General features: G+C 68.3%; 24 protein-coding genes. 19 read left to right on the top strand and 5 right to left on the bottom strand.

Annotated elements, in window-relative coordinates:
* Positions 1 to 7 precede the first annotated feature (7 nt).
* Complete coding sequence (locus JL37_RS27995; RefSeq protein ID WP_043548806.1) at positions 8 to 1,387, bottom strand: MmgE/PrpD family protein; 1,380 nt, start codon at positions 1,385 to 1,387, stop codon at positions 8 to 10.
* Between the two features lie 237 nt (positions 1,388 to 1,624).
* Here JL37_RS27995 and JL37_RS27990 point away from each other — a divergent pair, with 237 nt between their 5' ends.
* Positions 1,625 to 2,008, top strand: coding sequence for a hypothetical protein (locus tag JL37_RS27990; RefSeq protein WP_043548494.1), 384 nt, complete (start codon positions 1,625 to 1,627; stop codon positions 2,006 to 2,008).
* Between the two features lie 15 nt (positions 2,009 to 2,023).
* Positions 2,024 to 2,242 carry a hypothetical protein gene (locus tag JL37_RS27985; protein ID WP_043548493.1) on the top strand — a complete coding sequence of 73 codons (219 nt, stop codon included), beginning with the start codon at positions 2,024 to 2,026 and terminating at the stop codon, positions 2,240 to 2,242.
* 92 nt (positions 2,243 to 2,334) lie between these two features.
* Here the strand turns inward: JL37_RS27985 and JL37_RS27980 are convergent, their stop codons facing one another.
* Complete coding sequence (locus JL37_RS27980) at positions 2,335 to 3,768, bottom strand: amidase (RefSeq protein WP_043548492.1); 1,434 nt, start codon at positions 3,766 to 3,768, stop codon at positions 2,335 to 2,337.
* A gap of 16 nt (positions 3,769 to 3,784) precedes the next feature.
* A complete protein-coding gene (locus JL37_RS27975; protein WP_043548491.1) occupies positions 3,785 to 4,777 on the bottom strand; it encodes a tripartite tricarboxylate transporter substrate binding protein in 993 nt (330 codons plus the stop codon).
* 122 nt (positions 4,778 to 4,899) lie between these two features.
* Here JL37_RS27975 and JL37_RS27970 point away from each other — a divergent pair, with 122 nt between their 5' ends.
* Positions 4,900 to 5,853: a LysR family transcriptional regulator gene (locus JL37_RS27970; RefSeq protein ID WP_043548490.1), complete on the top strand. Its 954-nt coding sequence runs from the start codon at positions 4,900 to 4,902 to the stop codon at positions 5,851 to 5,853.
* Between the two features lie 6 nt (positions 5,854 to 5,859).
* Here JL37_RS27970 and JL37_RS27965 read toward each other — a convergent pair whose 3' ends face one another.
* Together JL37_RS27965 and JL37_RS27960 are read right to left on the bottom strand one after the other, a co-directional pair.
* Positions 5,860 to 6,450, bottom strand: a complete 591-nt coding sequence (locus tag JL37_RS27965; protein WP_052097643.1) for a YceI family protein — start codon at positions 6,448 to 6,450, stop codon at positions 5,860 to 5,862.
* A 66-nt stretch (positions 6,451 to 6,516) separates the two neighbouring features.
* The gene (locus tag JL37_RS27960; RefSeq protein WP_043548489.1) at positions 6,517 to 7,194 is read right to left on the bottom strand and encodes a hydrolase; all 678 of its coding nucleotides are present in this window, start codon (positions 7,192 to 7,194) and stop codon (positions 6,517 to 6,519) included.
* A 236-nt stretch (positions 7,195 to 7,430) separates the two neighbouring features.
* Here JL37_RS27960 and JL37_RS27955 point away from each other — a divergent pair, with 236 nt between their 5' ends.
* The 16 genes from JL37_RS27955 to JL37_RS27880 all read left to right on the top strand — a co-directional run bounded on the left by JL37_RS27955 (position 7,431) and on the right by JL37_RS27880 (position 26,635).
* Positions 7,431 to 8,912, top strand: a complete 1,482-nt coding sequence (locus JL37_RS27955; RefSeq protein ID WP_043548487.1) for a hypothetical protein — start codon at positions 7,431 to 7,433, stop codon at positions 8,910 to 8,912.
* Positions 8,913 to 9,058: 146 nt separating this feature from the next.
* Complete coding sequence (locus tag JL37_RS27950) at positions 9,059 to 11,212, top strand: hydantoinase/oxoprolinase family protein (RefSeq protein ID WP_052097642.1); 2,154 nt, start codon at positions 9,059 to 9,061, stop codon at positions 11,210 to 11,212.
* Complete coding sequence (locus JL37_RS27945) at positions 11,209 to 12,915, top strand: hydantoinase B/oxoprolinase family protein (RefSeq protein ID WP_043548486.1); 1,707 nt, start codon at positions 11,209 to 11,211, stop codon at positions 12,913 to 12,915. The genes JL37_RS27950 and JL37_RS27945 overlap by 4 nt, the downstream gene beginning before the upstream one ends.
* A 57-nt stretch (positions 12,916 to 12,972) precedes the next feature.
* Positions 12,973 to 14,556 (top strand): ABC transporter substrate-binding protein, encoded by a 1,584-nt coding sequence (locus tag JL37_RS27940; protein WP_043548485.1) that lies wholly within the window; start codon positions 12,973 to 12,975, stop codon positions 14,554 to 14,556.
* 19 nt (positions 14,557 to 14,575) lie between these two features.
* Positions 14,576 to 15,559, top strand: a complete 984-nt coding sequence (locus tag JL37_RS27935; RefSeq protein WP_043548484.1) for an ABC transporter permease — start codon at positions 14,576 to 14,578, stop codon at positions 15,557 to 15,559.
* A gap of 25 nt (positions 15,560 to 15,584) precedes the next feature.
* Positions 15,585 to 16,463 carry an ABC transporter permease gene (locus JL37_RS27930; RefSeq protein ID WP_043548483.1) on the top strand — a complete coding sequence of 293 codons (879 nt, stop codon included), beginning with the start codon at positions 15,585 to 15,587 and terminating at the stop codon, positions 16,461 to 16,463.
* Positions 16,464 to 16,632: 169 nt separating this feature from the next.
* Positions 16,633 to 17,652, top strand: coding sequence for a histone deacetylase family protein (locus JL37_RS27925; protein ID WP_043548482.1), 1,020 nt, complete (start codon positions 16,633 to 16,635; stop codon positions 17,650 to 17,652).
* 248 nt (positions 17,653 to 17,900) lie between these two features.
* Complete coding sequence (locus JL37_RS27920) at positions 17,901 to 18,626, top strand: FadR/GntR family transcriptional regulator (protein WP_043548481.1); 726 nt, start codon at positions 17,901 to 17,903, stop codon at positions 18,624 to 18,626.
* A gap of 170 nt (positions 18,627 to 18,796) precedes the next feature.
* Entirely contained in the window at positions 18,797 to 20,302 is a 1,506-nt protein-coding gene (locus JL37_RS27915) for an ABC transporter substrate-binding protein (RefSeq protein ID WP_043548478.1), read from the top strand.
* 82 nt (positions 20,303 to 20,384) lie between these two features.
* The gene (locus JL37_RS27910) at positions 20,385 to 21,302 is read left to right on the top strand and encodes an ABC transporter permease (protein WP_043548476.1); all 918 of its coding nucleotides are present in this window, start codon (positions 20,385 to 20,387) and stop codon (positions 21,300 to 21,302) included.
* On the top strand, positions 21,299 to 22,165 hold the full coding sequence (locus tag JL37_RS27905; RefSeq protein ID WP_043548475.1) for an ABC transporter permease: 867 nt from the start codon (positions 21,299 to 21,301) through the stop codon (positions 22,163 to 22,165). Before JL37_RS27910 ends, JL37_RS27905 begins: the two co-directional genes overlap by 4 nt.
* Before the next feature lie 4 nt (positions 22,166 to 22,169).
* A complete protein-coding gene (locus JL37_RS27900; RefSeq protein ID WP_043548474.1) occupies positions 22,170 to 23,171 on the top strand; it encodes an ABC transporter ATP-binding protein in 1,002 nt (333 codons plus the stop codon).
* Entirely contained in the window at positions 23,168 to 23,980 is an 813-nt protein-coding gene (locus tag JL37_RS27895; protein ID WP_043548473.1) for an ATP-binding cassette domain-containing protein, read from the top strand. The genes JL37_RS27900 and JL37_RS27895 overlap by 4 nt, the downstream gene beginning before the upstream one ends.
* Positions 23,977 to 25,113, top strand: a complete 1,137-nt coding sequence (locus JL37_RS27890; protein WP_043548472.1) for a YncE family protein — start codon at positions 23,977 to 23,979, stop codon at positions 25,111 to 25,113. The genes JL37_RS27895 and JL37_RS27890 overlap by 4 nt, the downstream gene beginning before the upstream one ends.
* 53 nt (positions 25,114 to 25,166) lie before the next feature.
* Positions 25,167 to 26,162, top strand: coding sequence for a DctP family TRAP transporter solute-binding subunit (locus JL37_RS27885; RefSeq protein WP_043548471.1), 996 nt, complete (start codon positions 25,167 to 25,169; stop codon positions 26,160 to 26,162).
* A complete protein-coding gene (locus JL37_RS27880; protein WP_043548470.1) occupies positions 26,162 to 26,635 on the top strand; it encodes a TRAP transporter small permease in 474 nt (157 codons plus the stop codon). The genes JL37_RS27885 and JL37_RS27880 overlap by 1 nt, the downstream gene beginning before the upstream one ends.
* Positions 26,636 to 26,647: the final 12 nt, after the last annotated feature.

Genomic DNA, 26,647 nt, shown 5'->3' with positions numbered 1-26,647 from the left:
GCCTCAGTTACCGCCTTGCGGGGCCGAACAGCGCCGGCGGCGGCGCGCAGGCCTCGCCGTCCTGCCCCGCGTCGGTAAAGCGTTCGCACCAGGCCACGATGGCCGCGGCCGAAGCGTCGTCCATCATGGGCGCGAACGCGCGCATGCGCGCCTGCAACCCGGTCCAGGTGTAGGGGTCTTCCGGATCGCCCCGGCGCAGCTTTCTCAGCGCTTCGAGCCTGCGGCCGTTCTTCAGCGCCAGCGTGACGCGGCAGGGGCGCAGCCGCGGAAATTCCCGTTGGAATTCCTCGCTGGTCCGCACCTTGATGCGCCGCGCCATGGCCAGCAGTTCGTCCGCCTGCAGGTCGGGAGCCTCCATGTCCTCGATGCCCAGCTTGCCGGACAGCAGCAGGCGCGCGGCCACGTAGCGCAGGCTAAAGCAGGTTTCGGCCGGCTTGGCGGGCCAGTCCACGCCCGCGATCTTGAGCGCGTGCGTGAAAATCTCCACGTCCACCGACTCGATTTCGTCCGGCGCCGTGCCGTGGGCCTCCAGCAGGTCACGGATCGCGTCTAGCGGCGTGAATAGCTGGGCGCAACAAGGCCAGGCCTTGATGGTGGCGGTATTCAGCCGTTCCGGCGCGTCCAGGCCGCCGTCCAGCGCGTCCAGCGGGCCGTCTCCGCCCAGCAGCCGGTACAGCCCGCGTGCCCCCGTAACATAGCGGCGCGCCCCGGGCAGGCCCGCGCGCGCCGCATAGGCCGCCGCCATCCCGTTGCGCACGGCGAAGGCCGGATGCAGCGACTTGGCTTCATGTGCGCCGTCGTCCACCAATTGCCACAAGCCCGCGGCCTGCGTGGCGCCGATGCCCAGCGCGTGATGCAGTTGCCCGGCTTGCAGGCCCAGCGCCACGCCCGCGGCCGCTGCAGCGCCGGTGCCCCCCGCCGTCGCGGTGGCATGAAAGCCGGCCGCATGCCCCGCTCCCAACGCCTCGCCTACCCGCAAGCAAACTTCATAGCCCGCGATGACCGCGTCGGCGACCTGGCGCTGGGTCAATGCGCCGGCTGCCGCCAAGGCCAGCACCGGCGTGATGGACACCACGCCCGGATGCAGCATGGCGGCGCGATGCGCGTCGTCGATCTCGCGGATATGCGCGATGGCGGCATTGGCGAAGGCGGCGCCGTTGGCGTTCATGGCCGTATGGCCGAACACCGGCGCCGCGCCGCGGCCGGGGTGGCAGTCTTCGGCCACGCGACGGTACCGCTCCGCCGCGGGGGTCTGGCTAGCGGACCAGCCCGCCGTGAACCAGTCCAGCAAAGCCTGGGCCAGCCGCTCGCGCGTGCTCGGGACGATGGGCTGCCGGCGCAGGCAGGAAAGATGGTCGACAAGTGTGGCTTCAGGGAAATCGCTCATGATCATTTATTTCATTTAATAAACTCAATTTTATTTAATGAAACTCTACACCAATCATTCCGACGAGGTAAATCGCGGCCGCGGGGCGCGGCGGCGCGCGCATGCAGCCCTTGCATACGCCTGCTTTCGAGCCTAAATTTGTCGATGCCGCTTGTCGCTTGCCCTCTCGAAGCGAACCCGCGCGCATGGCGTCAGAACGTTGTTTTTCTATCTTTTGTTCCCTAGAGGAGCGATGCGATGAAAGTGAAACACCTGTTCGGTCCGGCAGCCCTTGCCCTCTCGCTGCTGGTCGCCGCCCCCGGCACCGCGGCAAATTCCGAGGGAGCCCCCATCATCACCGGCAAGCAGTGGACAGAGTCCGATGCGAACCTGAAAAAGGCCTACCTGCTGGGCATGGCCAATCTCCTTCAAGTTGAGCAGGCGTACCAGCGGCGCCACGCCCCCACCGACGCGCAGACACTCGTGCCCCGCTTCGCCAGGGGCCTCCAGTCGCAAACCCTGGACTCCGTGCGCGAAAGCCTCGACAACTGGTATGCGGCCAACCCCGCGAAGCTGGATCGTCCCGTGGTTGAAACCCTTTGGTTCGAAATCGTCGTTCCCGGCACGAAGCGCGCGCCTTAGGCCCAGGAGTCCATCATGAACATCATTCGATCGATTGTTTTCGGCATTGCGATTGTCTCTGCGGCCGGCTGCACGAACATGAGTTCCAAGCAGCAAGGCACCCTGTCGGGCGCGGCCATCGGCGCCGCGGCGGGCGCCGGCATTGCCGCCATCGCGGGCGGCAGCGGTTGGACGGGCGCGGCCATCGGCGGCGTCGCGGGCGGCATCGCCGGCAATATCTACGGCGGGCATTGATTCCGCCGCCGGCGCTGCCGGCACGAAAACCGCGCGCCATGTCCCCGCCGGAATGCCGGCGGGACATGGCGCGCGGCGCTTGCGGGCCGGACTTAGCCCTGGGCGATTACCGGAACCCGCGGAAGCGGCGCGCAGGCCTGCTCGAACGCTTCCGCCGCGTGCAGCAGATCCGGGTCGGCATGCCAAGGGGCGACCAGCTGCAGTCCCACGGGCAGGCCGTCCTGCGCCAACCCGCAGGGCACGCTGATCGCGGGGTGCCCGGTAAGATTGAAGAGCATGGTCCAGGGATACCAATGGGCTCGGATGTCGTCGTACGCGCGGCCGTCGATGACGATGGAATCGAAGATATCGGCGCCCAGCGGCAAGGCGGTGCGCGACATCGTCGGCATCACCAGCAGGTCCGCCTGATCGAACAGCGCCTGGACCTTGCGATAGAGCGTGGTGCGCGCAAACATGGCTTCCTGATACTGCTGCGCGCTGAATTGCGCGGCCGAGGCGATTTGCCGCTGAAACGTCGGGCTGTAGGCGTCCGGCGCCTCCGCGATCAAGGGCAGGAAGCGAGCGCGCCAGACTGTATGGTTGATCACGCGCCAGATCGGTTCGACATCGAAACCGGCGCCGTCGAACGCTTCCATTTCCGCTCCCAATCCCTCCAGGCGAGCGAGCGCGGCCTCGAACAGGCGGCGCACGTCGGCATCCACGGGGCGGCCAGGCGGCGCGGCGCAGTAGCGTATGCGCTTGCCGCGCAAGGCATCGGGATTGGCGGCCGCGGAAGCGTAGTCGGCCTTGGGGGCGCCCAGCGACCACGGGTCGCAGGAATGCGGGCCAGCCATCGCGGCCATCATCAGCCGGGTGTCCGCGACGGTGCGCGTGGTCGGAGTGACGTAGGTCTGGTTGCCGATGGCGTCCTGCGCCTGGCTGTGGGGAATCGCGCCGATGCTCTGCTTGAGTCCGACCACGCCGTTGCATGCCGCGGGAATGCGGGTCGATCCTCCTCCGTCCGTGGCCACCGCCAAGGCGGTGATGCCGGCCGCCGTCGCGGCGGCCGCGCCGCCGCTCGACCCGCCGCAGGTGCGCTCCAGGTTCCACGGGTTGCGGGTCCGTCCGAACAGCGGCGAGTCGGTCATCGACTTGGAGCCGAACTCCGGGGTCGTGGTCTTGCCTATCAGTATGGCGCCTTGCTCCCGCAGGCGCGCGACGGCCACGGCGTCCTCGGCCGGGACGTTCTCGCCGAACGGCACGGCGCCGAAAGTGGTGCGCACTCCCTCGGTATTGACCAGGTCCTTTACGGTAAATGGCAGCCCGTGCAGCATGCCCACGGCATCGCCGCGCATCAGCGCCGCCTCGGCGCGCCTGGCCTCGGCCATCGCCCGCTCGCCGCACAGCGTAATGAAGCAGTTCAGGACGGGCTGCAGGCGTTCGGCCCGTTCGAGCGCGGCGCGCACCAGGTCAACCGGAGAAACTGATCGGGCGCGGATCAAGTGCGCGGCCTCGACCGCGCTCAACTCGCAAAGAGAATCGCTCATCGCGTCTGCGTCCCGCCTATTCGTCGAAGGAAATGCCGGCGGCCTTGACGATCGGGGCCCAGTGCGCCCGCTCGACGCCGATGCGGCGCTTGGCGGCTTGAGCCCCCTGCGGTTCGACCAGGAAGCCGCCGGCCTGCAGCTTCTCCACCAAGGCCGGGCGCTTGCCGGCCGCGAGAAAAGCCTGTTCCAGCTGCGCGACGGTGGCGTCCGGCGTGGCCGCGGGCGCATACACGCCGTACCAGCTCGCGGCATGCTGGTACTGGGGGAAGCCCTGTTCCAGCAGCGTCGGCACATTGGGCAGCGTGGGCAGGCGGCGGCTGCCCGCCACGCCCAGGAACTTTACCTTGCCTGCGTTGTATAGCGGCAGCATGCTGGCGACCGCGTCCCATCCCATGGATACTTCCCCGCCCGCGACGTCCACCAGCATGGGCGCAGCGCCGCGATAGAGCACGGGCACGACCTCCAGGCCGTTTTGGCTGCCCATCTCGATCGTTCCAAGCTGCCCGGGGCTGCCTTGGGTTGCCAGGCCGAGCGTGGCCTTGGCGCGCCCCTGCTTGGCCCATTTCACGTACTCGGCCATGCCGCCGTAAGGCTGGCCGGCGCCCGTCACCGCGGCGGTCGGCACGTCCGCCACCAGGGCGACGGGGCGCAAGTCCTGATCCGGGTCGTATCCCAGCTTCTTGTAGGTCAGCGGAAATATCACGAACATCGGCGACGAGCCGAGATACAGCGTCAAACCGTCCGCCTTCGAGCGCTTCACCGCGTCGAAACCTACCCGGCCCGAGGCGCCGGGACGGTTCTCGACGATGACGTTCGCGTAGCCCGCCGCCTGCAATTGTTCGGCATAGGCGCGGGCCACGGCGTCGGCCGCTCCGCCCGCCGCATAGCCGACGACCAGGCGCACGAGCTTGTCGCCGCCGGCCGCATCCTGGGCCATGGCGCTCGGTTGCAGGCATGCCGTCGTGGCGGCGGCAAGAATGAAAGCAAGAAGTCGGGGGCGATGAAGCAAGGCGGTCTCCTGTTCACGCGGCTCTGGTCCAGCGAAGCGCTGCATGGCCGCAGTTCCTCCCGTAATGATCGGGCCGAGTGGATTTACCGTATAGTGAATTATTTGCAGAAGGAGTTGAGTAAATGCTCAAGCCGCCGCCGATCGAGTCGCTGGCGTCCCGCCTCAAGCTGCGCCACTTGCAGATCGCGCTGGCCCTGCGCGACGCCCCCTCGGCCAAAGAGGTCGCGGCGGCCGCGAACGTGAGCGAATCCGCCGTATCGAAAACGCTGGCCGAACTGGAATTGCAGCTGGGATTCAAGCTGTTCGAGCGCTTCGGCAACGCCAAGCGCCCGACGGAGATGGGCCGGCAGGTCCTGCCGATGATGGAAGCCGTGGTGGCGCAGGCGCGCGGGCTGGCGCAGGCGGTCATGGACGTGCGCAGCGGCCACCAGGGCGAACTGCGCATCGGCGTGGCCACCGACATGGGAAAACTGAGCCTGGCGCCCCTGATCCATGCCTTCAACCAGGCGCAGCCGGCGGTGTCGCTCGATGTGCAGGCCGGCGGCTACCGCGCGATGGCCGACCTGCTGCAGGACGACAAGCTGGATGCGCTGGTGTGCTACGACGCCCCCGATCTGATCGCTCCCGGCCTGGGCCGATTGCGGCTGATGCCGCCGCAGCCCCTGGTGGTCGTCGCCAATGCGCGGCTCTCGCCGGTGGCCGGCCGGCGCCGGCTCACGTTAAAGGACCTGCACGCGCAGCCCTGGTGCAAGCCGCGGCCGGGCACGATGATGCACGACAAGCTGACCGCGCTGTTCCTCGGAGCCGACCTGGGACTGCCGCCGCTCGGCATCCAGATGAGCGACCTGCTGCTTACCGATGAATTCATCCGCCGCACGGATTACCTGGTCATGCTGCCTTTGGCGGCGGCGCAACGGCTGACCGGCACGGGCGAGGCCGTCATCCTGCCGATAGAGCTGCAGGAGCACAACCCGCCCACGATCATCGCGTGGCACCGCGCCGCCGAACGGCAGCCTCCGCTGCGCCGCTTCCTGCAGTTCTGCGGGGCGCCGGCGGACGGGCCGCCTATCGGATAAAGACAGTCAGCGCGCCGCGTCGGCCAGGGCCTCCACCGTGATCCGCAGGGCGACGTCGTCGCTGACGTCGGGCGCGTAGGCCTCTACGCCGAAATCGCTGCGCTTGACCACCGTGGCCGCGTCGAAGCCGATCGCCGGCCGCTGGGCCATGGGGTGCACGCCGGCCTTGTTCTGCCTGGCTTCCAGCACGATGGGCTTTTCGCGGTCCTTGATCCGCAGCGTGCCGTGGATCAGCAGCCGCCCGTCTCCTTTGTCCTCGACGGAAGTGCTCTGGAAGCCGATTGCCGGATACTTGGCGGCCTCGAAGAACTGCGGCCCCCGCAGCATCTCGTCCAGTTTGGGGATATGGGACGTGAAGTTCGCCAGCGGCACGTCCAGCTTCACCGACGAGGCGGAAAGGTTGGCGGCATCGTAGCGGATTACGCCACGTATGCCGCCGGCATGCGCCGAGGGGGTGGAGAAGCCCAGGTGGCTCCAGGTCACCACGACCTCCGTGTGTTCGGGGTCGATTCGGTAGTCCACGCCCGCCGCGGCGGCCTGGGCCGCGCCGCCGGCCAAGGCGGCCGCGAGCAGGAATCGGTAGATGCAGGTTTTCATGGGGTTCCTGATAAACGGAATCGCCGCCCGGACCTGGGCCCGGACGGCGGAAACGAAGAGCCGGGATCAGCGCTGCGAATCCAGCACTTCGTTATTCTTCACCACTTCCTGCGCTTTGCCATAGCTTTCGATCAACAACTGGTACGCCGGGAACACCTTGGTATAGACCTCCGCCCATTGCTGCGCGTCTTCGCGGTTCCAGGTTTTCTGCAATTCGGACGCCACGGCGGCCGTGTCCATCGGCACCACTCCCGCCTGCACGACGCGCGCCAGCGTGATTTCCTGCGCCATCTTGCTGTAAGTGCCGGAGGCGTCGACCACGGCGAATACCTTGTAGCCCTCGGCGACGGCGCTGATCGCGGGGAACGCCATGCATACGCTGGTGATCGTGCCGGCGATGATGAGGGTCTTGCGACCCGTCGCCTTCACGGCGGCGACGAACTCGGGGTTGTCCCAGGCGTTGATTTCGCCCTTGCGCGCGACGTATTGCGCATGCGGCGCGTTGGCGTGGATTTCGGGGATCAGCGGGCCGTTGGGACCCTGCGGCACGGAAGCCGTGGTGATGACCGGCAGCTTGGCCAGGGTGGCCATCGAGGCCAGCGCGGCGGCGCGGGAGCGCAGCTCGGGCATCGGCATGTCGCCGACGGTCTGGAACAGGCCGCTTTGATGGTCGATCAGCAGCATGACGGCGTCGGCAGGATCGATAACGGGACGTTGGCCATTGAAGTTGGCGGGTGCGGACATGGAACTCTCCTTGGTGGTTAGCCGGCGGCGCCGGGCCGAAACATGAGCCTGATGGCTGGAGAAATAATAAAAATAGAACGAAGCTACGGGTAGACTTCAATTTGGCAATCACCGTTTCATGAATAGAACGATAAGCAGGCGGCCACGGGCCTCGGCCACGAAACGCGGCCCTGCGCCCCGTCATACACTGCTACCCGCAACGCGCAACCCGGCCCCTGCCCCGCGGACACCCCTACATGACCTACCTGCTTTGGTCCCTGCCTGCCCTGACCGTCATCGCCGCCATCGCCAGCGGACGCGTGAATACCACGGCGGCCGCCATTCTGGGATTGGCGGTCGCGCTGCCCGTGGCGCTGGGCGCGGCGCCCGCGCCATTCGAGGGCGGCCAGCTCGGCGCGGCCCTGGCGCGCGGGCTCTGGATCGGCGGGATCATCACGCCCTATATCCTGGGCGGCCTGCTGTTCTGGCACATGGCCGCGCAGGACCGCGGCCCGGCCGGCAAGAGCGCGGGCCCCGGCGTGGCCGAACTGGGCAATGCGCTTGCGCGGCGCCGCCGCCTGTTCTTTGCATGCTTCCTCGTCGGCCCCTTCGCCGAATCGGCCACCGGCTTTGGCGTCGGCATGCTGGGAACGGTGCTGCTGATCCGGCCGCTGAACCTGCAGCCGCGCGAGACCATGGTGTTCGCGCTGTTGAGCCAGACGCTGATTCCTTGGGGCGCCATGGGCAGCGGCACGCTGCTGGCCTCGGCCTACGCGCGCGTGCCGGCTTCGGAGCTGGCGCTCTACAGCATGGTGCCGGTAGCCTTGCTGATGGCCCTCTGGATGTTGCTGTACTGGCGCACCGCCGCGCGCGCGGGCCTGCGCGCCGAAGCGCCGGAATACTGGCGCGAAGCGGGATGGATGGCCGCTAGCCTGGCCGCGCTGTCCGCCGCCACCGCCGTGCTGGGGCCGGAGACCGCGTTGCTGTCGGCCTATGGCCCGTTGATCGTGCTGCGCTTTCTGCTCGACCGCCGCCCCGACCGCCGCGGGATGCTGGCCGCCGCGCGCGGCGCGCTGCCCTATATCGTGATGATCGCCTGGCTGGTCGCGACACGGCTGCTACCGGGCCTGAATCGCGGGCTGTCCGCGCTGGCCGAGTACAGCCCCTACCCCGACCTGCCCGGCTGGAAGCCCTTCGTCCATGCGGGCAGCTGGCTGATCGCGGGCGCGCTGGCGATAGCGGCGCTGCGCCGGCAACCCGCCGTACTGGCCAGGCAGGCGCGGGCAGCCTGGACCACCGGCCGCCATGCGGTGTATTCCGTGTTCCTGTTCGCCATGATGGCCGAAGTGCTGGCGGGCGCGGGCATCTCGCAGGCCTTCGCCGACGGGCTGTTCGCGAGCCTGCGGGACTGGACCGTGCTGATCACGCCCATCCTCGCCGGGGCATTCGGCATCCTGGCCAACAGCGGCAACGCGCCGAACAGCCTGTTCATGTCGTCCCAGCTTACGCTTGCTCTGCAGGCCGGGCTGAGCGTGCCCGCCGCCGCCGCGCTGCTGCACGTTTCCGGCACCTCGCTGGGGATCTTCTCGCCGGTACGGATGTCGATCGCCGCCGGGCTTGCGCATGGCCGGGGCCAGGAGCGCGGCGTGTATGTCACGCTGCTGCCTTATGCGCTGGCCGCGTTCGGCGTGCTGCTGTGCCTGGCGCTGATCCTGGCGCTATCGGGCAGCCCCGGCTGACCTTCCCGGGGGAAAGCGCCGCGCGCTTTTTCTCATATGCAAACTCGAAATCCGTCGTTCAAGCCGGAGCCGCGACTGCTTAGCATCATCGGTCTTGGCCCGCCCGCGCCGCGCGGGCCTCCACGACCTGATTCCAGTTGCCGCATATGCCCATACCCCCTACCCCGGACGCCGCACCCTCCGTCCGCGTCGCTGTCGATGTCGGCGGCACCTTCACCGATATCGTGCTGGAACGCGGACAGCGCCGCTGGTCCGCCAAGCTGCTCACCACCCCGGATACGCCCGAAACGGCCGTTCTGCAGGGCATCCAGGAATTGCTCGGACAGGCCGGCGCGAGCTGGCCCCAGATCAGCCTCCTGATCCTGGGCACCACCCTGGCCACGAACGCCCTCATCGAACGCAAGGGCGCCCGCACCGCGCTACTGACCACCGCGGGTTTCCGCGACCTGGTCGAGATCGGGCTGGAAGACCGGTTCGCGCAGTACGACATTTTCCTGGACAAGCCGGAGCCGCTCGTGCCACGCCCCTGGCGCTACGGCATTGCCGAGCGCGTCGATGCCCAGGGCCGTGTGCTGACGCCCCTGGACGAGGCGCAAGTCATCGCGCTGGCGCGCGAATTGACCGAGGCCGGAATCGAGAGCGTAGCCGTCTGCCTGCTGCACAGCTACGCCCACCCGGAGCACGAGCGCCGCATCCGCGACCTGCTGCGCAAGCATGCGCCCCAGTTGTGGGTCTCGTTGTCGTCCGACGTGTGCGCCGAGATCCGCGAGTACCCCCGCCTGTCCACCGTCAGCGCCAATGCCTATGTGCAGCCGCAGGTATCGGGCTATCTGCGCCGCTTCAACGATGCCGCGCGCGCTCGCGGCCTGCCCGAAGAGCCATTTCTGATGACCTCGGGCGGCGCGATCGCCACGCTGCAGACCGGCATCGAGGAACCGGTGCGCCTGGTCGAGTCAGGTCCTGCCGGCGGCGCCATCCTGGCGCAGCACGTCGCGCGGCAGACGGGAGCCGCCCGCGCGCTGTCCTTCGACATGGGAGGCACCACCGCCAAGATCTGCTACATCGACGACTACGAGCCCCAGGTCAGCCGCAGCTTCGAATTCGGGCGCGTGCACCGCCATCTGAAAGGCTCCGGCCTGCCCATCCGCATCCCGGTGATCGAGATGGTGGAGATCGGCGCGGGCGGCGGCTCCATCGCTCGCATCAATCACCTGGGGTCCATCCAGGTGGGGCCCGACAGCGCCGGCTCGTCGCCCGGTCCCGCCTCCTACGGCAACGGCGGCCAACTGCCCACCGTGACGGACGCCCACGCCCTGCTCGGCACCATCGCGCCCGAACGCTTCGCGGTGGGCAAGGTCGGCCTGCGGCCGGATCTCGCCAAGGACGCGATACAGGCGCATCTGGCCGTGCCCAGCGGGCTGGAAGCGCCGCAGGCCGCCCACGCGATAGTCGAAGTGGTGAGCGAGAACATGGCGAACGCGGCGCGCGTGCACGCCTCGGAACTGGGCAAATCCGCCGACGAGCACGTGCTGATCGCCTTCGGCGGGGCCGCGCCCCTGCATGCTGCCGGACTGGCGCGCAAGCTGGGCATCTCGCGGGTCATCGTTCCCGAGTCGGCCGGCGTGGGCTCCGCCGTCGGCTTCCTCTGGGCGCCGATCGCCTACCAGGCGGTCCGCAGCTTCCACCAGCGCCTGGCCGGCATCGACCATGCGGCGGTTCAGGCCCTGCTGGATGAATTGACCGCGAACGTGGACGCGGTGGTGCGCCGCGCCGCGCCGCGCGCGGCCCTGAGCCACAAGCGCGTGGTCTTCATGCGCTACAGCGGACAGGGCCATGAGATCGCCGTGGATCTGCCGGAAGGCCCCTTCGACGCAAATGCCAGCGCCCGGCTGGCCGAATCCTTCGCGCAGCGCTATGCCCAGCTCTATGGCCGCAACCTGCCTCACGTCGCCGCCGAAGCCGTCAGCTGGTCCGTCGCCGCGCAGGCTGGCGAGCGCCGCGCCGCCGAAACCGACCGCATCGCCAGCGGCCCCGGCACCGCGGCCCGCCAGGCCGGCGCGCGCAGGCTTTATGACTTCGAAAGCGGCGCATGGACCGAGGTGCCCTGCTTCGAACGGTCCGCGCTGGACGCGGAGCAGACATTGACGGGCCCGGCGCTCGTGGTGGAAGACGAAACGACCACCTTCGTGCCCGCCGGTTTCGAGGCCCGCCGCAGCCGTCTCGGCTCGCTGGTCCTGGACGACATCGGCGCGTCCGCGCCGCGCCAGGAACTCACCACCAACAAGGAAATCGCATCATGAGCACGCCAACCCAACCCGCCGCCCAGGAACGCATCCGCTACCAGCTGGCCTGGAACCGGCTGCTGTCCGTGGTGGAGGAGCAGGCGCAAGTGCTGATCCGCTCGGCGTTCGGCACCGCGACACGGGAAGCCGGCGACCTGTCGGCCGGCGTCTTCCTGCCGGACGGACGCATGATCGCGCAGGCCGTCACCGGCACGCCGGGCCACGTCAATGCGATGGCCGAGTCCGTCAAGCATTTCCTGAAGGCGTTCCCGCCCGAGACGCTGCAAGACGGCGACGTGCTGTTGACCAACGATCCCTGGAAAGGCACCGGCCATCTGTTCGACATGACGATGGTGTCGCCCGTGTTCCATGAAGGCGCGCTGGTTGCGCTCTTCGCCTCGACCCTGCATGTGATCGATATCGGCGGCATCGGCAGCAGCGCCGATGGGCTGGAGGTCTACCACGAAGGGCTGTTCCTGCCCATCCTGCGCTTTTTCCGCCGGCACGAGGCGGACCCGGGCGTGCTGGCCATCATCCGCGCCAACGTGCGCGAACCCGAGCAGGTGGAAGGCGATCTGTATGCCCTGGTCGCCTGCAACGATATCGGCGGGCGCCGCCTGAAGTCCTTGCTGGCGGAGTTCCGGCTGGCCGACCTGCAAGCGCTGGGCGGATACATCATCGAGCAATCGGCGCGCGCCATGCGCCAGGCCATTGCGCAATGGCCCCAGGGCACCTGGCGCAACACGCTGGTGATCGACGGCTACGACGCTCCCATCACGCTGCAGGCCAGCGTCACCATCGAGGCCGAGCGGATCCGCGTCGACTTCGACGGCAGCTCGCCCAGCGTGGCGCGCGGCATCAACGTGGTGAAGGCGTATACCGATGCCTACACCTCATTCGGCATCCGCTGCCTCATCGGCGCCGACGTGCCGAACAATGCCGGCTCGCTTTCCCTGGTCGAGGTTTCCGCGCCCGAGGGCTCGATCCTGAATGCGCGCTTTCCCGCGGCGGTGACCGCCCGCCACATCATCGGGCAGTTGCTGCCCGACGCGGTCTTCGGCGCCTTGCGCCAGGCGCGCCCCGACCAGGTGCCCGCCGAAGGCGCCTCGTCCCTGTGGAACCTGCATCTGGTCGGCGGCGAGCCGCTGGCCGGCGCGGCGCCCGAGGAACAGGCTGCGCTGCTGGCCGGTCCGCGCTTCAATGCGACGAGCTTCTCGACCGGCGGCACGGGAGCGCGGCCCGGCAAGGATGGGCTGTCTGCCACGTCCTATCCCAGCGGCGTGCGCAACGTGTCGCTCGAAATCCTGGAAAGCGCCAACCCCCTGGTCTTCGAGCGCAAGGAATACCGCCAGGACTCGGGCGGCGCCGGCACGGTGCGCGGCGGCCTGGGGCAGACGATCGTGCTGCGGCACGCCGATCCGGACGCCGCGATGATCATCGCCGCCGCCTTCGACCGCGTGAAACATCCGGCGCGCGGCGCGCTGGGCGGCCGGGCCGGCGCTGGCGGGCAGCTGGCGCTTGCCGGAGGCCGGCCGCTGCAGGCCAAGGGCCGCCAACTGGTGCCCGCGGGCGAACGGCTGGTGGTGCATACGCCCGGGGGCGGCGGGTTGGGAGATCCCGCCGCCCGCGACCCGGCGCGCCTGGACCTCGACCTGCGCGACGGATTGGTCAGCCCCGCCCAGGCCACGCAGGCATATGGCCGGACAGCCACCCAACCCTGATCCCGCGCCCCGGCCATGCCCGTGCGCCCCACTCGACATCGATCTCAATTACCCATCATGACCTTCCCTCGCCGTTCGTTTCTACAACTGACCCTTGCCGGCGCACTGCTGGCCCTTGCCCCCGCGTCCCAGGCCGAACCCGTTCGCGGCGGCACGCTGACGCTGCTGTTGCCGTCCGAGCCCACCGCCCTGGTGACCGTAGGCAATGTCGCCACCCCGATCCTCAGCGTGAGCGCCAAGGTGACCGAGGGCCTGCTCAAGTACGACTACGACCTCAAGCCCGAACCCCAGTTGGCCACCGCATGGCAGATCAGCCCGGACGGCACCGTGTATACCTTTACCCTGCGCCAGGGTGTGAAGTGGCATGACGGCCAGCCCTTCACCGCGGCGGACGTGGCGTATTCGATCGGCCTGCTCAAGCGCATCCATCCGCGCGGCCGCAACACCTTCGCCAACGTGACCGCCATCGAAACGCCGGACGACCATACCGTCGTCCTGCGCCTGTCCCGGCCCGCGCCCTACCTGATCCGCGCTTTCGTCGCCACCGAAACGCCCATCGTGCCCAAGCACATCTACGAGGGCACCGACCCGCTCACCAATCCCGCCACGTCCGCGCCGATCGGCACCGGCCCCTACAAGTTCAAGGAATGGGTGCGCGGCAGCCATATCGTCTATGAACGCCATCCGGACTACTGGGACAAGCCCAAGCCTTATATCGACCGCCTGATCGTGCGCATCGTGGCCGACCCCGCCGCCGCCGCCATCGCCTTCGAGACCGGCACGGCCGACCTCGGCTACCGCACGCCGGTCCCGCTGGCCGACCTGGCGCGCCTGAAGACCGTGCCGTCGCTGCGCTTCGAGACCAAGGGCAACAGCTACTCCTACAACGTCACGCGGCTGGAGTTCAACCTGGACGACCCGCATTTCGGCAATGAAAAGGTCCGCCAGGCGGTCGCGCACGCGGTGGATCGCAACGTGATCCTGAAGGTGGTGAACTACGGCGTGGGCCAGGTCGCCTATTCCCCCATCGCGCCGGGCCTGAAGGCCTACAACGATCCAGCGCCCTCGCCCTACCCGTACGACCTGAAGCGCGCGAATGCGTTGCTGGACGAGGCCGGCTACCCGAAGGGAGCCGATGGCGTGCGCTTCCGCGTGCCGCTGGACTACAACCCGATCGGCGCGGACGGCGCCCGCCTGGCCGACTACCTGCGCACCACGCTGGCGCGCGTGGGCATCGCGGTGGCCGTCCGTTCACAGGATGCGTCCGCCTTCATCAAACGGGTCTATACCGACCGCGATTTCGCCTTCACCACCAACGGCGCCAGCAATCTGTTCGATCCCACCGTGGGCGTGCAGCGCTTGTATTGGTCGAAGAACTTCATCAAGGGCGTGCCGTTCTCCAATGGCACGCATTACCGGAATCCCAAGGTGGACGAGCTGCTGGAGGCCGCCGCGGTGGAGAACGATCCGGCGCGCCGCGTCGAACTGTTCAAGGAGTTCCAGCAGATCGTGGCGCGCGAAGTGCCGGACCTCAATCTGTACCAGCCGGAATTCATCACCATCGCCAACCAACGCGTCCATGACCACTCGCTGACCGCCGACGGGGTGGAGTCGAATCTGGCGGACGTGTACCTGCAATAAAGCGCCGCGGAACGCCTCCATGACTACGCTACGCGCCGCGCGGACAATCGCGCGCTCCCTCCTGCAGGCGGTCCCGACCGTTATCGGCGTCGTCCTGCTCAGCTTCTTCCTGCTGCAGGCCGTGCCGGGCGATGCCGCCGACGTGATCGCGGCCGAATCGGGCTCCGCCACCGAGGCCAGCATGGCCGCCATGCGCAGCCATTTCGGCCTGGACCAGCCCGTGCTGCGGCAACTGCAAGCCTACGTGGGCAACCTGGCCCGCCTGAACCTGGGCGTCTCGCCCCGGTACAACCTACCGGTGTCGGACCTGATCTTCAGCCGGCTCGGCAATACGGTCCTGCTGATGTTCGGCGCCCTGGGCTGCGCGCTGGCGGCCGGCATCGCGCTGGGCGCGCTCATGGCCAGTTTCGCGGGCCGCTGGCCCGACCGAGTGCTGTCGCTGGCAGCGCTGCTGCTGTATTCCACGCCGGGCTTCTGGCTGGGCCTGATGGCCATCATCCTGCTGTCGGTGCAGCTGGGCTGGCTGCCGCCAGGCGGCGTATCCACCATCGGCTCCGCCGCCACCGGCCTGACGCACGCGCTGGACGTGGCGCGCCACCTGGTACTGCCGACCCTGGCGCTGGCGGGTTTCTACGTCGCCATCTTCGCGCGCCTGACCCGGGCTTCCATGCTGGAAGTCAGCCGCCAGGATTTCGTGCGCACGGCCCGGGCCAAGGGCCTCGCTCCCTGGACGGTCGCGCGGCGCCACATCCTGCGCAACGCGCTGATTCCCGTCACCACGGTGGCCGGACTGAACTTCGGCACGCTGCTGGGCGGGGCCGTAGTGGTCGAGACCGTTTTCAGCTGGCCCGGCCTGGGCCGCCTGGCATACGAATCGGTGATGGCCCGCGACTACGTCGTCCTGCTTGGAATCCTGATCCTGTCCTCCCTTCTGGTGATCCTGGCGAACGTGCTCGTCGATCTGCTGCACGCCTTGCTGGACCCCCGCATCCGCGCCCATTGACGCCATTCCCCCGCCCCGATACGCCATGCATGCGAATTCCTCCTCCCTGCCCGCCGCCGGCCGGCCCCATTCCCGCCAAGGCGCGTTGCGGCGCCTGCTGGCCAATCCCGCCGCGGCGATGGGCGCCATCCTGCTGCTACTGATCCTGCTGGCCGCGGCCACCGCGCCATGGTTCTTTCCCCATGACCCCCTGGACATGGTCGGCCCTCCCATTCTGTGGCCCGGCCAGGACCCGGAATTCTGGCTGGGCACCGACACCATGGGGCGCGACATCGCATCCGGCCTGGCGCACGGCGCCCGGGTATCGCTGACAGTGGGCGTCACCGCCGCCCTTTTGAGCCTGGCCATCGGCATCGCGGTCGGCGCGGCCGCCGGCTATGCGGGCGGCTGGACCGACGCCGTGCTGATGCGCATCACCGAACTGCTGCAGACCATTCCTTCGTTCCTGCTGGTGGTGGTCATCGTCGCAATCGGCCGGCCGTCGGTGGCGGTGATTGCGCTGTCCATCGGCGCGGCCTCATGGCCCGTGGTGGCGAGGCTGGTGCGCGCCGAGTTCCGCGCCCTGCGCGAGGCGGAATTCGTGCAGGCCGCCCGCAGCATCGGGTTCAGTCATTTCCGCATCGCCTTCCTGGAAATCCTGCCCAATGCCTTGCCCCCCGTGATCGTCACGACCTCGGTGCTGGTAGCCAACGCCATCCTCATCGAATCGGCGCTCTCCTTCATGAACATGGGTGATCCCAACGCCGTGTCCTGGGGCAGCATGATCGGCGACGCGCGCGAGATGCTGCGCACCGCCTGGTACCTGGCCGCGCTTCCCGGTCTCTCCATCGTGCTGACCGTGCTGTCGCTCAACCTGCTGGGCGACGCGCTGAACGACGCCTTCAATCCACGGCTGGCCAGCTAGGCGCTCGGCCCTCGCGGGATTACCCTGATCCGGACCGCGTCCGCGGAAATCCGTTTTGCTTGGGGACGATACGGACGTATAACGTCATCACTTCCCGGCAAGTCCCGCAGCCGGCGCGGCACCGCCCCGGGCCTCGCCGCATCCACCTCCAGATCAAGGGTCATCAAGCATGAAGGCGTACTTCCACGACGATCAGAAACTGCACCATCCGCAGACCTATTTTTCGCGGGGCAAGATGCGCACTCCGCAGGAAGTGCCTTCCCGGCTGGACGCGCTGGCCCAGGCCGCGCGCCGCCTGGGCTTCGATGTGCAGCCGCCGCCCGACCAAGGCGCCGGCCCGATCTCCGCCGTGCATACGCTGGACTATCTGCGCTTCCTGCAGGAAGCGCACGCCGACTGGAAAAAACTGCCCGAGGACTGGGGCGACGAGGTCGTGTCCAACGTCTTCGTGCGCGAACCGAACGCGCTGCGCGGCGTGCTCGCCCAGGCCGCCCGCTACCTGGCGGACGGCAGCTGCCCGGTGGGGCCGCGCACCTGGCAGTCCGCCTATTGGTCCGCGCAATGCGCCGTGGCTGGCGCCGACGCGCTGCTGGCCGGGGACCGCCACGCCTACGCCATCTGCCGCCCGCCCGGCCACCATGCGCGGCGCGACGCCGCGGGCGGCTTCTGCTACCTGAACAATGCCGCCATCGCCGCGCAGCGCCTCATCCCCCGGTTTCCGCGCGTGGCGATCCTGGACACCGACATGCACCACGGCCAGGGCATCCAGGAGATCTTCTACGAACGCAGCGACGTGCTGTACGTGTCCATACACGGCGACCCCCAGAACTTCTATCCCGTGGTCGCCGGCTACGAAGACGAGCGAGGCGCGGGCGAAGGCTACGGCTACAACATCAACCTGCCCATGCCGCACGGCTCGCCCGAATCCGTGTTCTTCGAAAAGCTCCAGCAGGCGCGGCGCGCCATCGAATTGTTCCAGCCGGACGCGCTGGTCCTGTCCCTGGGTTTCGACATCTTCGAAAAAGACCCGCAGGCCAAGGTCGCCGTCAGCGAAAATGGCTTCGAGCGGCTGGGCCGGGAGGTTGGCGCCCTGAAGCTGCCCAGCCTGATCGTGCAGGAAGGCGGCTACTACATCGAAGGCCTCGAATCGAACGCATCCCGCTTCTTCGCAGGGCTGGCCTCCGCCTGAACCTCTCCTTCCGCGTGCGGGCCGCGCGCGTCTGGCGCGGCCGGCCCGCTAGTGGTTTTCCCTAGGAATCAAAGAATTGCCGTCCGCCCCGGTTCACAAGCCGGGATACCTCCGGTACATTTCGTCCAGTGGCCTGACCACTGGGCCACCAGATATCCAGACACTGTGGCGGAACGCCGCCCCTGGGCAAGACAAGACCTGGCAGACCCATTACGCTCTACGTCCCGACCAACCCTACCGACGCAACAATGACCGCTCTCCAGGCCGTAGCCTCCACCCGCCTCTATCGCATGATCGCCGACCAGATCGCCGCGCGCATCAAGGCGGGCGATTTCCCCGCGGGCGGCAGGCTGCCCGCCGAACGCGAACTGGCCGAACAGCTGCAGGTAAGCCGCGCGTCGGTGCGCGAAGCGCTGATCGCGCTGGAAATCGAGGGCTACGTGGAAGTGCGGGTCGGCACCGGCGTATTCGTCAATGCGATGCGCGAGGACGGCCACTACCAAGAAGCGCCGCAAGCGCCCGCGCCCGCCGATGGGGCGGACATCGGGCCGTTCGACCTGTTGGAAACCCGCCTGCTGATAGAACCCGAATGCGCGGCGCTGGCGGCGCAGAAGGCTTCGCCGGCGCAGATCGCGGCGATCCGCGCGGCGCACGAAGGCATGTCCCTGACCGAATCGCCCAGCGAGCACGACCGCGCCTTCCACAGCGCGATCGGCGCGGCCTGCGGCAACGCCGCGCTGGCCGCCGCGATTTCCCATATCTGGCATCTGAGCACGCTGAGCCCCGTATTCCACCGGCTGGAAGAACACTTCGTGACCACCAAGGTGTGGAGCGAAGCCCAGCAAGAGCATGAACGCATCCTCGCGGCCATCGTCGACCGCGATCCCATCCGCGCGCGCCACGCCATGCACGACCACCTGGTCGGCATTCTGGCGCGCCTGCGGGAAGACTTCGGCAACGTTGGGATCCGATGACACGATGACCCGCTAATCCCCGCCGGGCGGCAGACGCCCGCCTCTCCCAAGCGACAGTGCATGCACCGCCGGCGCCCTGGCGCCGCCCGCGGCAAGGGGAGCGGCTTGCCCGTCGATACGCAGTACCGCAGCACCCGCAGTGCCCCACTAAAACATATCAAGGTGAAAACATGCAGCCGACCCGTACCGTAAAGCTAGTGAGCGCGGCGCTACTTGCGCTTGGCGTCCACGCCGCCCAGGCCAACAAGGCCGACAACTCCCTCAATATCGCCTTCGACGCGGCCCCGGCCACGCTCGACGCCTACAAGGAATCGGACCGCCCCGGCCTGGCGCTGGCGCGCATGGTCTTCTCGGGCCTGCTGCAGAAAAACCAGGATACCGGCGAGTTCGGCCCGGCCATCGCCACGGGCTACAAGTTCGTGGACGACACGACGATCGAACTGCCCATCCGCAAGGACGTGAAATTCCACGACGGCTCGCTGCTCACCATCGACGACGTGCTGTACACGCTGAACCTCGTGTCGTCCGAGGGCTACAAGGCCCGCTTCCAGAATCAGGTCGCGTGGATCGCCAAGGCCGAGAAGGTGTCGGACGACACGGTGCGCATCAAGATGAAGACGCCGTACCCGCTGGCGCTGGAAATGCTGTCGGAAAACCTGCCGATCTATCCGCGCAAATACTACGAGGCCAACCAGTCCGACATGGGCGCCAAGCCCATCGGCACCGGCCCGTACCGCCTGGTGGAAAGCCAGCCCGGCAGCCGCTACGTGTACGAACGCTACGAAGACTACTTCGGCGCCAAGCCGGCCGTGCAAAAGCTGGTGGTGCGGGTGCTGCCCGACGCCAACACCCAGTACGCCGAACTGCTTTCCGGCGGGCTGGACTGGATCTGGCGCGTGCCGCCCGACGTGGCCAAGCGCATGGAGAAACAGCCCTCCGTCACGGTCAAGAGCAGCAGCATCATGCGCATCAGCTACATCTCGCTGAACCCGCGCTTCGACGACGGCAAGTCGCCGCTGGCCAAGCAGCAAGTGCGCCAGGCCATCAACCACGCCATCGACCGCGAGGCCATCCGCCGCGCGCTGGTGGGCGGCGCGTCCAAGGTCATCAACGCGGCCTGCAACCCGGCCCAGTTCGGCTGCGCCGGCGACGTCCAGGCCTACAAGTACGATCCGGCGCGCGCCAAACAGCTGCTGGCCCAGGCCGGCTACCCCAACGGCGTCACGCTGGACCTGGTGATCTCCGCCCCGCCGCGCGCCATCCTCGACGCCGCCGCCGCGCAGATGGCCCAGGCGGGCATCAAGTTGAACCTGGTCGAACAGCAATACGGCACCGCGATGACCAACTGGCGCGAAGGCAAGATCGCCATGCTGTCGTCGAACTGGGGCTCCTACGGCATCGCCGACGCGGCCCTGTCCACCAGTAACTTCTTCCGCGGCGGACCGGACGACCAGGCGCGCAACCCCGAAGTCATCAAGTACCTGGAAACCGCCGACACCACGGTGGACCGCGAGCTGCGCGCCAAGAACTACGGCGCGGCGCAGAAGATCGTGGCGGAACAGGCCTACTGGGTGCCCCTGTGGAACCACTCGCTCAACGCCGTGCAGTCCAAGGACCTGAACTTCTCGGTCGACGGCGACGAATTCCCGCGTTTCTACAAGGCCGCCTGGAACTGATCCGGTTTGCCGGCCCGCCCGGCGCGGCCCTTCTCCCCGGCGCCTGCGCGCTCCGGGGAGAAGGCCACCGAAAGGTTGACCCATGATTGCATTCCTGTTCCGCCGCTTGCTGGTGTCCGCGCTGCTGGTGGTATTCGTGTCGCTGATCAGTTTTTCGCTGGTGTTCGCCTCGGGCAACCCGGCGGCGCGCCTCGCCGGCGAAGGCAGCGCGGCCGACGCCGCGCGCCTATCGCAGCTGCATGGCTTCGATGATCCGATCCTGCTGCAGTATGGCCGCTGGCTGGCGGGCGTCGCGCGCGGCGATTTCGGCGACAGCCTCTACTTCAGCCGGCCCGTGGCCGAACTGCTGGGCCAGCATTTCCCCGCCACCGCCAAGCTGGGCCTGGCCGCGATGCTGTTCGCCCTGCTCCTGGCGATTCCGCTGGGCGTGCTGGCCGGCCTGCGCAAGGGTTCGCTGGCCGACCGCGCCACCATGCTGTTGTCGGCCTGCGCCCAGGCCATGCCGCCGTTCTGCCTGGCCTTCCTCCTGATCATCGTCTTCAGCGTCCGGAACCAGTGGCTGCCGGCCTCGGGCTTCGACAGCTGGAAGCACTACATCATGCCGGTGGTCGCGCTGGGCCTGTTCGCCATGCCCGCGATGCTGCGCCTGATGAAGTCGGAAATGGAAACCGTGCTGGCCACCGACTACATACGCACCGCCCGCGCGATGGGCCTGGGCGGCCCCAGCGTGGTGCTCAAGTACGCGCTGCGCAACGCCTTGCGGCCGCTGGTGTCTCTGGCCGCCGCCCAGATGGGCACGCTGCTGGCCGGTTCGGTCGTCATCGAAACCGTGTTCGCCATCAATGGCGCCGGGCTGCTGGCCTGGACCTCGATCCTGCGCGGCGACTTTCCCACCATGCAGGCGCTGATTCTGATCTTCGCCCTCATCTACATCGTCCTGACCCTGGTCGCCGACCTGATCAACGGCTGGCTCGACCCCCGCGTGCGAGTGTCGTCATGAGCAGTATCGCCTCTACTTTGCCCCCCGTCTCCCGCGGCGAGCGCGCGGCCCTCTACGGCCGCCGCTTCGGCCTGGCCATGCTGGCGCTGCTGGTTCTGGCCGGCCTGATCGGCCCCTACCTGATCCCGCACGACCCATACTCGCAGGACCTGCTGGCGCGCCTGCAGGAGCCCGTCTGGGGCGAGGACGGCAACTGGAACCACATCCTGGGCACCGACCAGCTCGGCCGCGACGTGCTGGCGCGCGCGCTGTACGGCGTGCGCGTATCGGCGCTGATCGGCCTGTCCGTGGCGCTGATGGGCGGGCTGATCGGCACCACGCTGGGCGTGGTCGCCGGCTACTTCGGCGGCCCGGTGGACCGCGCCGTCTCCTTCCTCATTACCGCCCGCCTGGCCCTGCCCATCATCCTGGTCGCGCTGGCCGTGGTGTCGGTGGTGGGCGCCTCGCTCACCGTCGTGGTGCTGGTGCTGGGCCTGCTGCTGTGGGAACGGTACGCCCTGGTGGCGCGCACCATGGCGGCCGGCCTGCGCAACGCCGAGTTCGTCACCGCATCGCGCCTGCAGGGCTGCACCCATCTGCAGATCATCTGGCGCGACATCCTGCCCAACCTGGTGGGCAACCTGCTCATCATCGGCACGGTGGACGCCGCCATGGCCATCACGCTGGAGGCCTCGCTGTCGTTCCTGGGGCTGGGCGTTCCGGCGCCGATGCCCTCGCTGGGCCTGATGATCGCCGAGGGCAAGGAAAACATGCTGTTCCAGCCTTCGCTGGTCGTCATCCCCAGCGTCGTGCTGTTCGTCCTGGTGCTGTGCGTGAACCGCGTGGGCGAATCCCTGCGCGCCGTCCAAATGAAAAAGGGCTGACCCCATGAACGCTACCAGCCACCCTCTGCTGCGGGTCCAGGACCTGCATATCGACATCCAGACGCCCACCCACGTCAAGCACGTGGTGCGCGCCGTGGATTTCAGCCTGGAGCGCGGCAAGACGCTGTGCATCGTGGGCGAATCGGGCTGCGGCAAATCCCTGACCGCCCTGGCGCTGCTGGACCTGCTGCCGGCGGCCGCCCGCCGCCGCGTGGCCGCGCTGGAGTTCGCCGGCCAGGATCTGGCCAGGCTGGCGCCCGCGGCGCTGGCCGAGTTGCGCGGCGCCCGCATCGCCATGATCTTCCAGGATCCGATGACCTCGCTCAACCCGGTGTTCCCGATCGGCACCCAGCTGATCGACGTGCTGCGCCGCCACAAGCGCGTCAGCCGCCGCGAGGCCGCCGAGCGCGCCGAATACCTGCTGCGCCGCGTGGGCATCGTCAATCCGCAGGAACGCATGCGGCAATACCCCTTCGAGCTGTCGGGCGGCCTGCGCCAGCGGGTGATGATCGCCATGGCGCTGATGTGCGGGCCGGAGCTGCTGATCGCGGACGAACCCACCACCGCGCTGGACGTGACCGTGCAGGCGGAATTGCTGGACCTGCTGCGCGACATCCAGGCCGAGTTCGGCCTGGGCATGGTGTTCATCTCGCACGACATGGGCCTGGTCGCGCGCATCGCCGACCACGTCATCGTCATGTATGCCGGCGACATCGTCGAGTCCGGCAGCGTGCAGGCCGTGCTGGAGCGCCCCAGCCATCCGTACACGGCCATGCTGCTGAACTGCATCCCCCAGCCCGGCCGCACCGAGCCGCGGGCCGAGCTGCCCACCATCGCGGGAGCCGTGCCTTCGCTGGACGCCGCCATCGTCGGCTGCGCGTTCCGCGAGCGCTGCCCCGCGGCCGAACCGCGCTGCGGCCAGCCTTTCACGGCCCGCGTCGAGGGCGGCCACCGCTGCTACTGCGTGAAACCCGGCGCGCTGCGCCACGGAGCCCTCTCGGCATGACTCTACATTCTTCCCAAAGCGCCAGCGTCAGCCTGCACGGCCTGTCTTTCCAGTATGGGCGCGCCAGCCTGTTCTCGCGCCGTCCCGCGCCCCGCATCCTGCACGACATCGACCTGCTCGTGCCCTCCGGCCGCACCGTCGGCCTGGTGGGGGAATCCGGCAGCGGCAAGTCCACCATCGCCAAGCTGATGCTGGGCCTCCTGGCCCCGTCCCAGGGCCGCGCCCTGCTGGACGGCCGGCCGCTGGCGGCGATGCCCGCCCGCGCCCGCGCCAGGCGGATCCAGATGGTGTTCCAGGATCCCTATTCCTCGCTCAACCCGCGCCGCACCATCAACGAAATCCTCACTGCGCCGCTGCGTGTGCACGGCATGGGCGACGCCGCGACGCGCGCCGCGTCCGTGCGCCGGATGATGGACGCCGTGGGCCTGGTGCCGGCCTTCGCGGCGCGCTACCCGCGCGAACTGTCCGGCGGCCAACGCCAGCGGGTGGCGATCGCCCGCGCCCTGATGCTGGAACCGCAGCTGCTGATCTGCGACGAGCCCACCTCCGCGCTGGACGTCTCCGTCCAGGCGCAGATCCTCAATCTCCTGATGGAACTGCAGCGCGAGCGCGGCCTGGGCTATCTCTTCATCAGCCACAACCTGGCCGTGGTGCAGCACATCGCCGACGAGATCGTGGTGCTGCAAGGGGGCCGCGTGGTCGAGCGCGGGCCCGCCGGGCAGGTGTATTTCGCGCCGGTCCATCCCTATACCCAGAAACTGATCGGCGCCACGCTGGCCGTGCCCGAGCTCCAGGAGATGGCGGCATGAACCGTACCGCGAGCCCGCAGCTCCTGCTCGTCGGCAACGACCAGAAGGTCACCTGGGACGACGGCCGGATCCGCTTTCTTGCGCCCGGCAACGACAGCCTGTGCGTTTTCGATGCGGGCGCCAACCCGGCCGAGCCCGAACTGATCGCCACGCTGCCGCTGCCGAATTCGCTGTTCGGCCCGCCGGTCAACCTGGCGGTCACGCCGGACCAGCGCCTGGGCCTGGTCGCCGATTCCATGGCCTGGCCGGAACGCGCCGACGGCGCGGGCTGGGAGCCCGAGCCCGGACGCGATCTGTACGTGATCGACCTCGTGGCCCGGCCGCCCCAGGTGAAGCAGAAGCTCCAGGTCGGCCTGCAGCCCTCGGGCCTGTCCATCAACCGCGCCGGCACGCTGGCGCTGGTGGCGAACAAGGCCGGCCGCTCCGTATCGGTGCTGCGCATCGCCGATGGCCGTGCCGAGGTCTGCGGGGAAATCGATATGGGCACGCCGGTGGTGGCGGTGTCCTTTGCCGCCGACGGCCGCCGCGCCTACGCGGTCAAGATGGACACCCACCGCCTGGCCGTGCTGCGCATCGACGACATCGGCGGCATGCCCCGCGTGACGCACGATCCCGCCGAGGACATGACGACCGGCCTCGTTCCCTTCAACCTGGTGGTGTCGCCCGACGGCGCCCTGGCGCTGGTGGTGGACATGGGCAGCCCGACCGCCTCGGACGGCCATGCGGATTCCATCAGCGTGGTGGACCTGCGCGCCACGCCGCCCCGCGTGATCGACCGCATCATGGTCGAGGACGGCCCCGAAGGCATCGCCATCAGCCCCGACGGCCGCCATGCAGCCGTGGCCATCGTGCAAGGCTCGAACAACCCGTCCAGCGAGTGGTTCCACCATCCGCGCGGACAGATCGTGCTGCTGCGCATAGACGGACTGTCCGTGACCCGCGCAGGCGCCATCGAAGTCGGTGCGCTGCCCGAAGGCCTGGCCTTCAGTCCCGATAGCCGCTACCTGTATGTCGGCAATTTCCTGGATGCCGAAATGCAGGTGCTCGCCGTGAGCGACGAGGGCCTGGCCGACACCGGCGCCCGCATCGCCCTGCCCGGACGGCCCGCCTCGATGCGCGCCCAGTCCTACTGACCCTGCCGCCCATCCGAACCAACCCTTACCCACCCTGCTCCTGGAGTTCCGCCATGACCACCGCTCCTCAAAAGAAACAGACCCTGCTGGCCGCCGCCCTGCTCGCACTCGCCGGCCTGGCGCCCCTGTCCGCGCATGCCCTCGACATCAAGCTCGGGCACGTGCTGGCCCCCAACCACAGCTGGAACAAGGCTGCGGAGGGCTTTGCCGCCGAAGTAAAGGAAAAGACCGCCGGCCGCGTCAACTTCGTGCTGTTCCCCAGCGGCCAGCTCGGCAATGAAAAGACCATGCTCGAAGGCCTGCAGATCGGCAGCCAGGGAGCGGCCATCATCGGCTCCGGTTCGCTGCAGCCGATCGAACCGAAGTTCGGCGTGGTGGAACTGCCCTACACCTGGTCCAGCTCCGCGCAGGCCTACAAGGCCTATGACGGCGAGCTCGGCGCCGCGCTGGCCAAGCTGGCCGACAAGAAGAACCTGGTCATCGTCTCGTGGTGGGAGAACGGCTTTCGCCACGTCACCAACAACCGCGGCCCGGTGGCCAAGCCCGCCGACCTGGCCGGCCTGAAGACCCGCGTCACGCCCGACAAGATGCGCCTGGATACCTTCACCGCGCTGGGCGCCAACCCGGCTCCGCTGGCCTTCGGCGAACTGTACTCCGCGTTGCAGCAAAAGGTGTTCGATGCCCAGGAAAACCCGCTGTCCATCATCTACACCTCGTCCTTTTTCGAAGTGCAGAAGTATCTGTCCCTGACCGGCCACGTCTGGGGACCGGCGAACCTGATCATCTCTAAGCCGATCTGGAACCGCCTGTCGGCCGAAGACAGGCAGGTGGTGCAGGCCGCAGCCGACAAGTGGCGCGACGCGCAGCGCAAGATGATCAGCGACGGCGACCAGCAGTTCATCGCCCAGCTCAAGGAAAAGGGCATGCAGGTCAACGAAGTGGACAAGACTGCCTTCGCCGCCGCCGTCGAACCGGTCTGGAAGACCTATTCGGCCACCTACGGCCCCGAACTGATGGCGCTGGTCCAGAAGTACCGCGAGGCCAAGTAATGCTGAACCGACTGTCCGCGATCCTGTCGGGCATCAGCAAGGCCTTCGCCGCCCTGGCGGTGGCCTTGCTGGCGATCCTGATCTCCTACGTGGTGTTCGCCCGTTTCGTCACCCACACCACGCCGCACTGGGCGGAGGAGCTGCCCCGCCTGGTGCTGGTCTGGTCCGCCTTCATCGGCGGCGTCACCTGCAGCTTCGAACGCTCGCACCTGATGGCGGGCCTGCTGCCCTTCATGGTGCGCAATCCCCGGGTCCTGGCCGCGTTCGAGCGCCTCAACCAGGCCCTCATCATCATCGGGCTGGCCACGCTGGGCTATGCCGGCTGGCAGTTGGCCGAGCTGACGATGGACCAGACCCTGCCCGCGCTGGACGTGTCGGCCGGCACGGTCTACCTGGCGCTGCCCTTCGCCTGCGCGATCACCGTGGTCGTGCACCTGGCGCAAATGTTCTCCCCGGCCCCGCCGCAGCAGTAAAGGATCGACAAA

Source organism: Achromobacter sp. RTa (genome assembly GCF_000757485.1).
In the GTDB taxonomy this organism is placed as follows: Bacteria; Pseudomonadota; Gammaproteobacteria; order Burkholderiales; family Burkholderiaceae_B; genus Achromobacter.
This window is presented reverse-complemented; position numbering and strand designations above follow the sequence as displayed.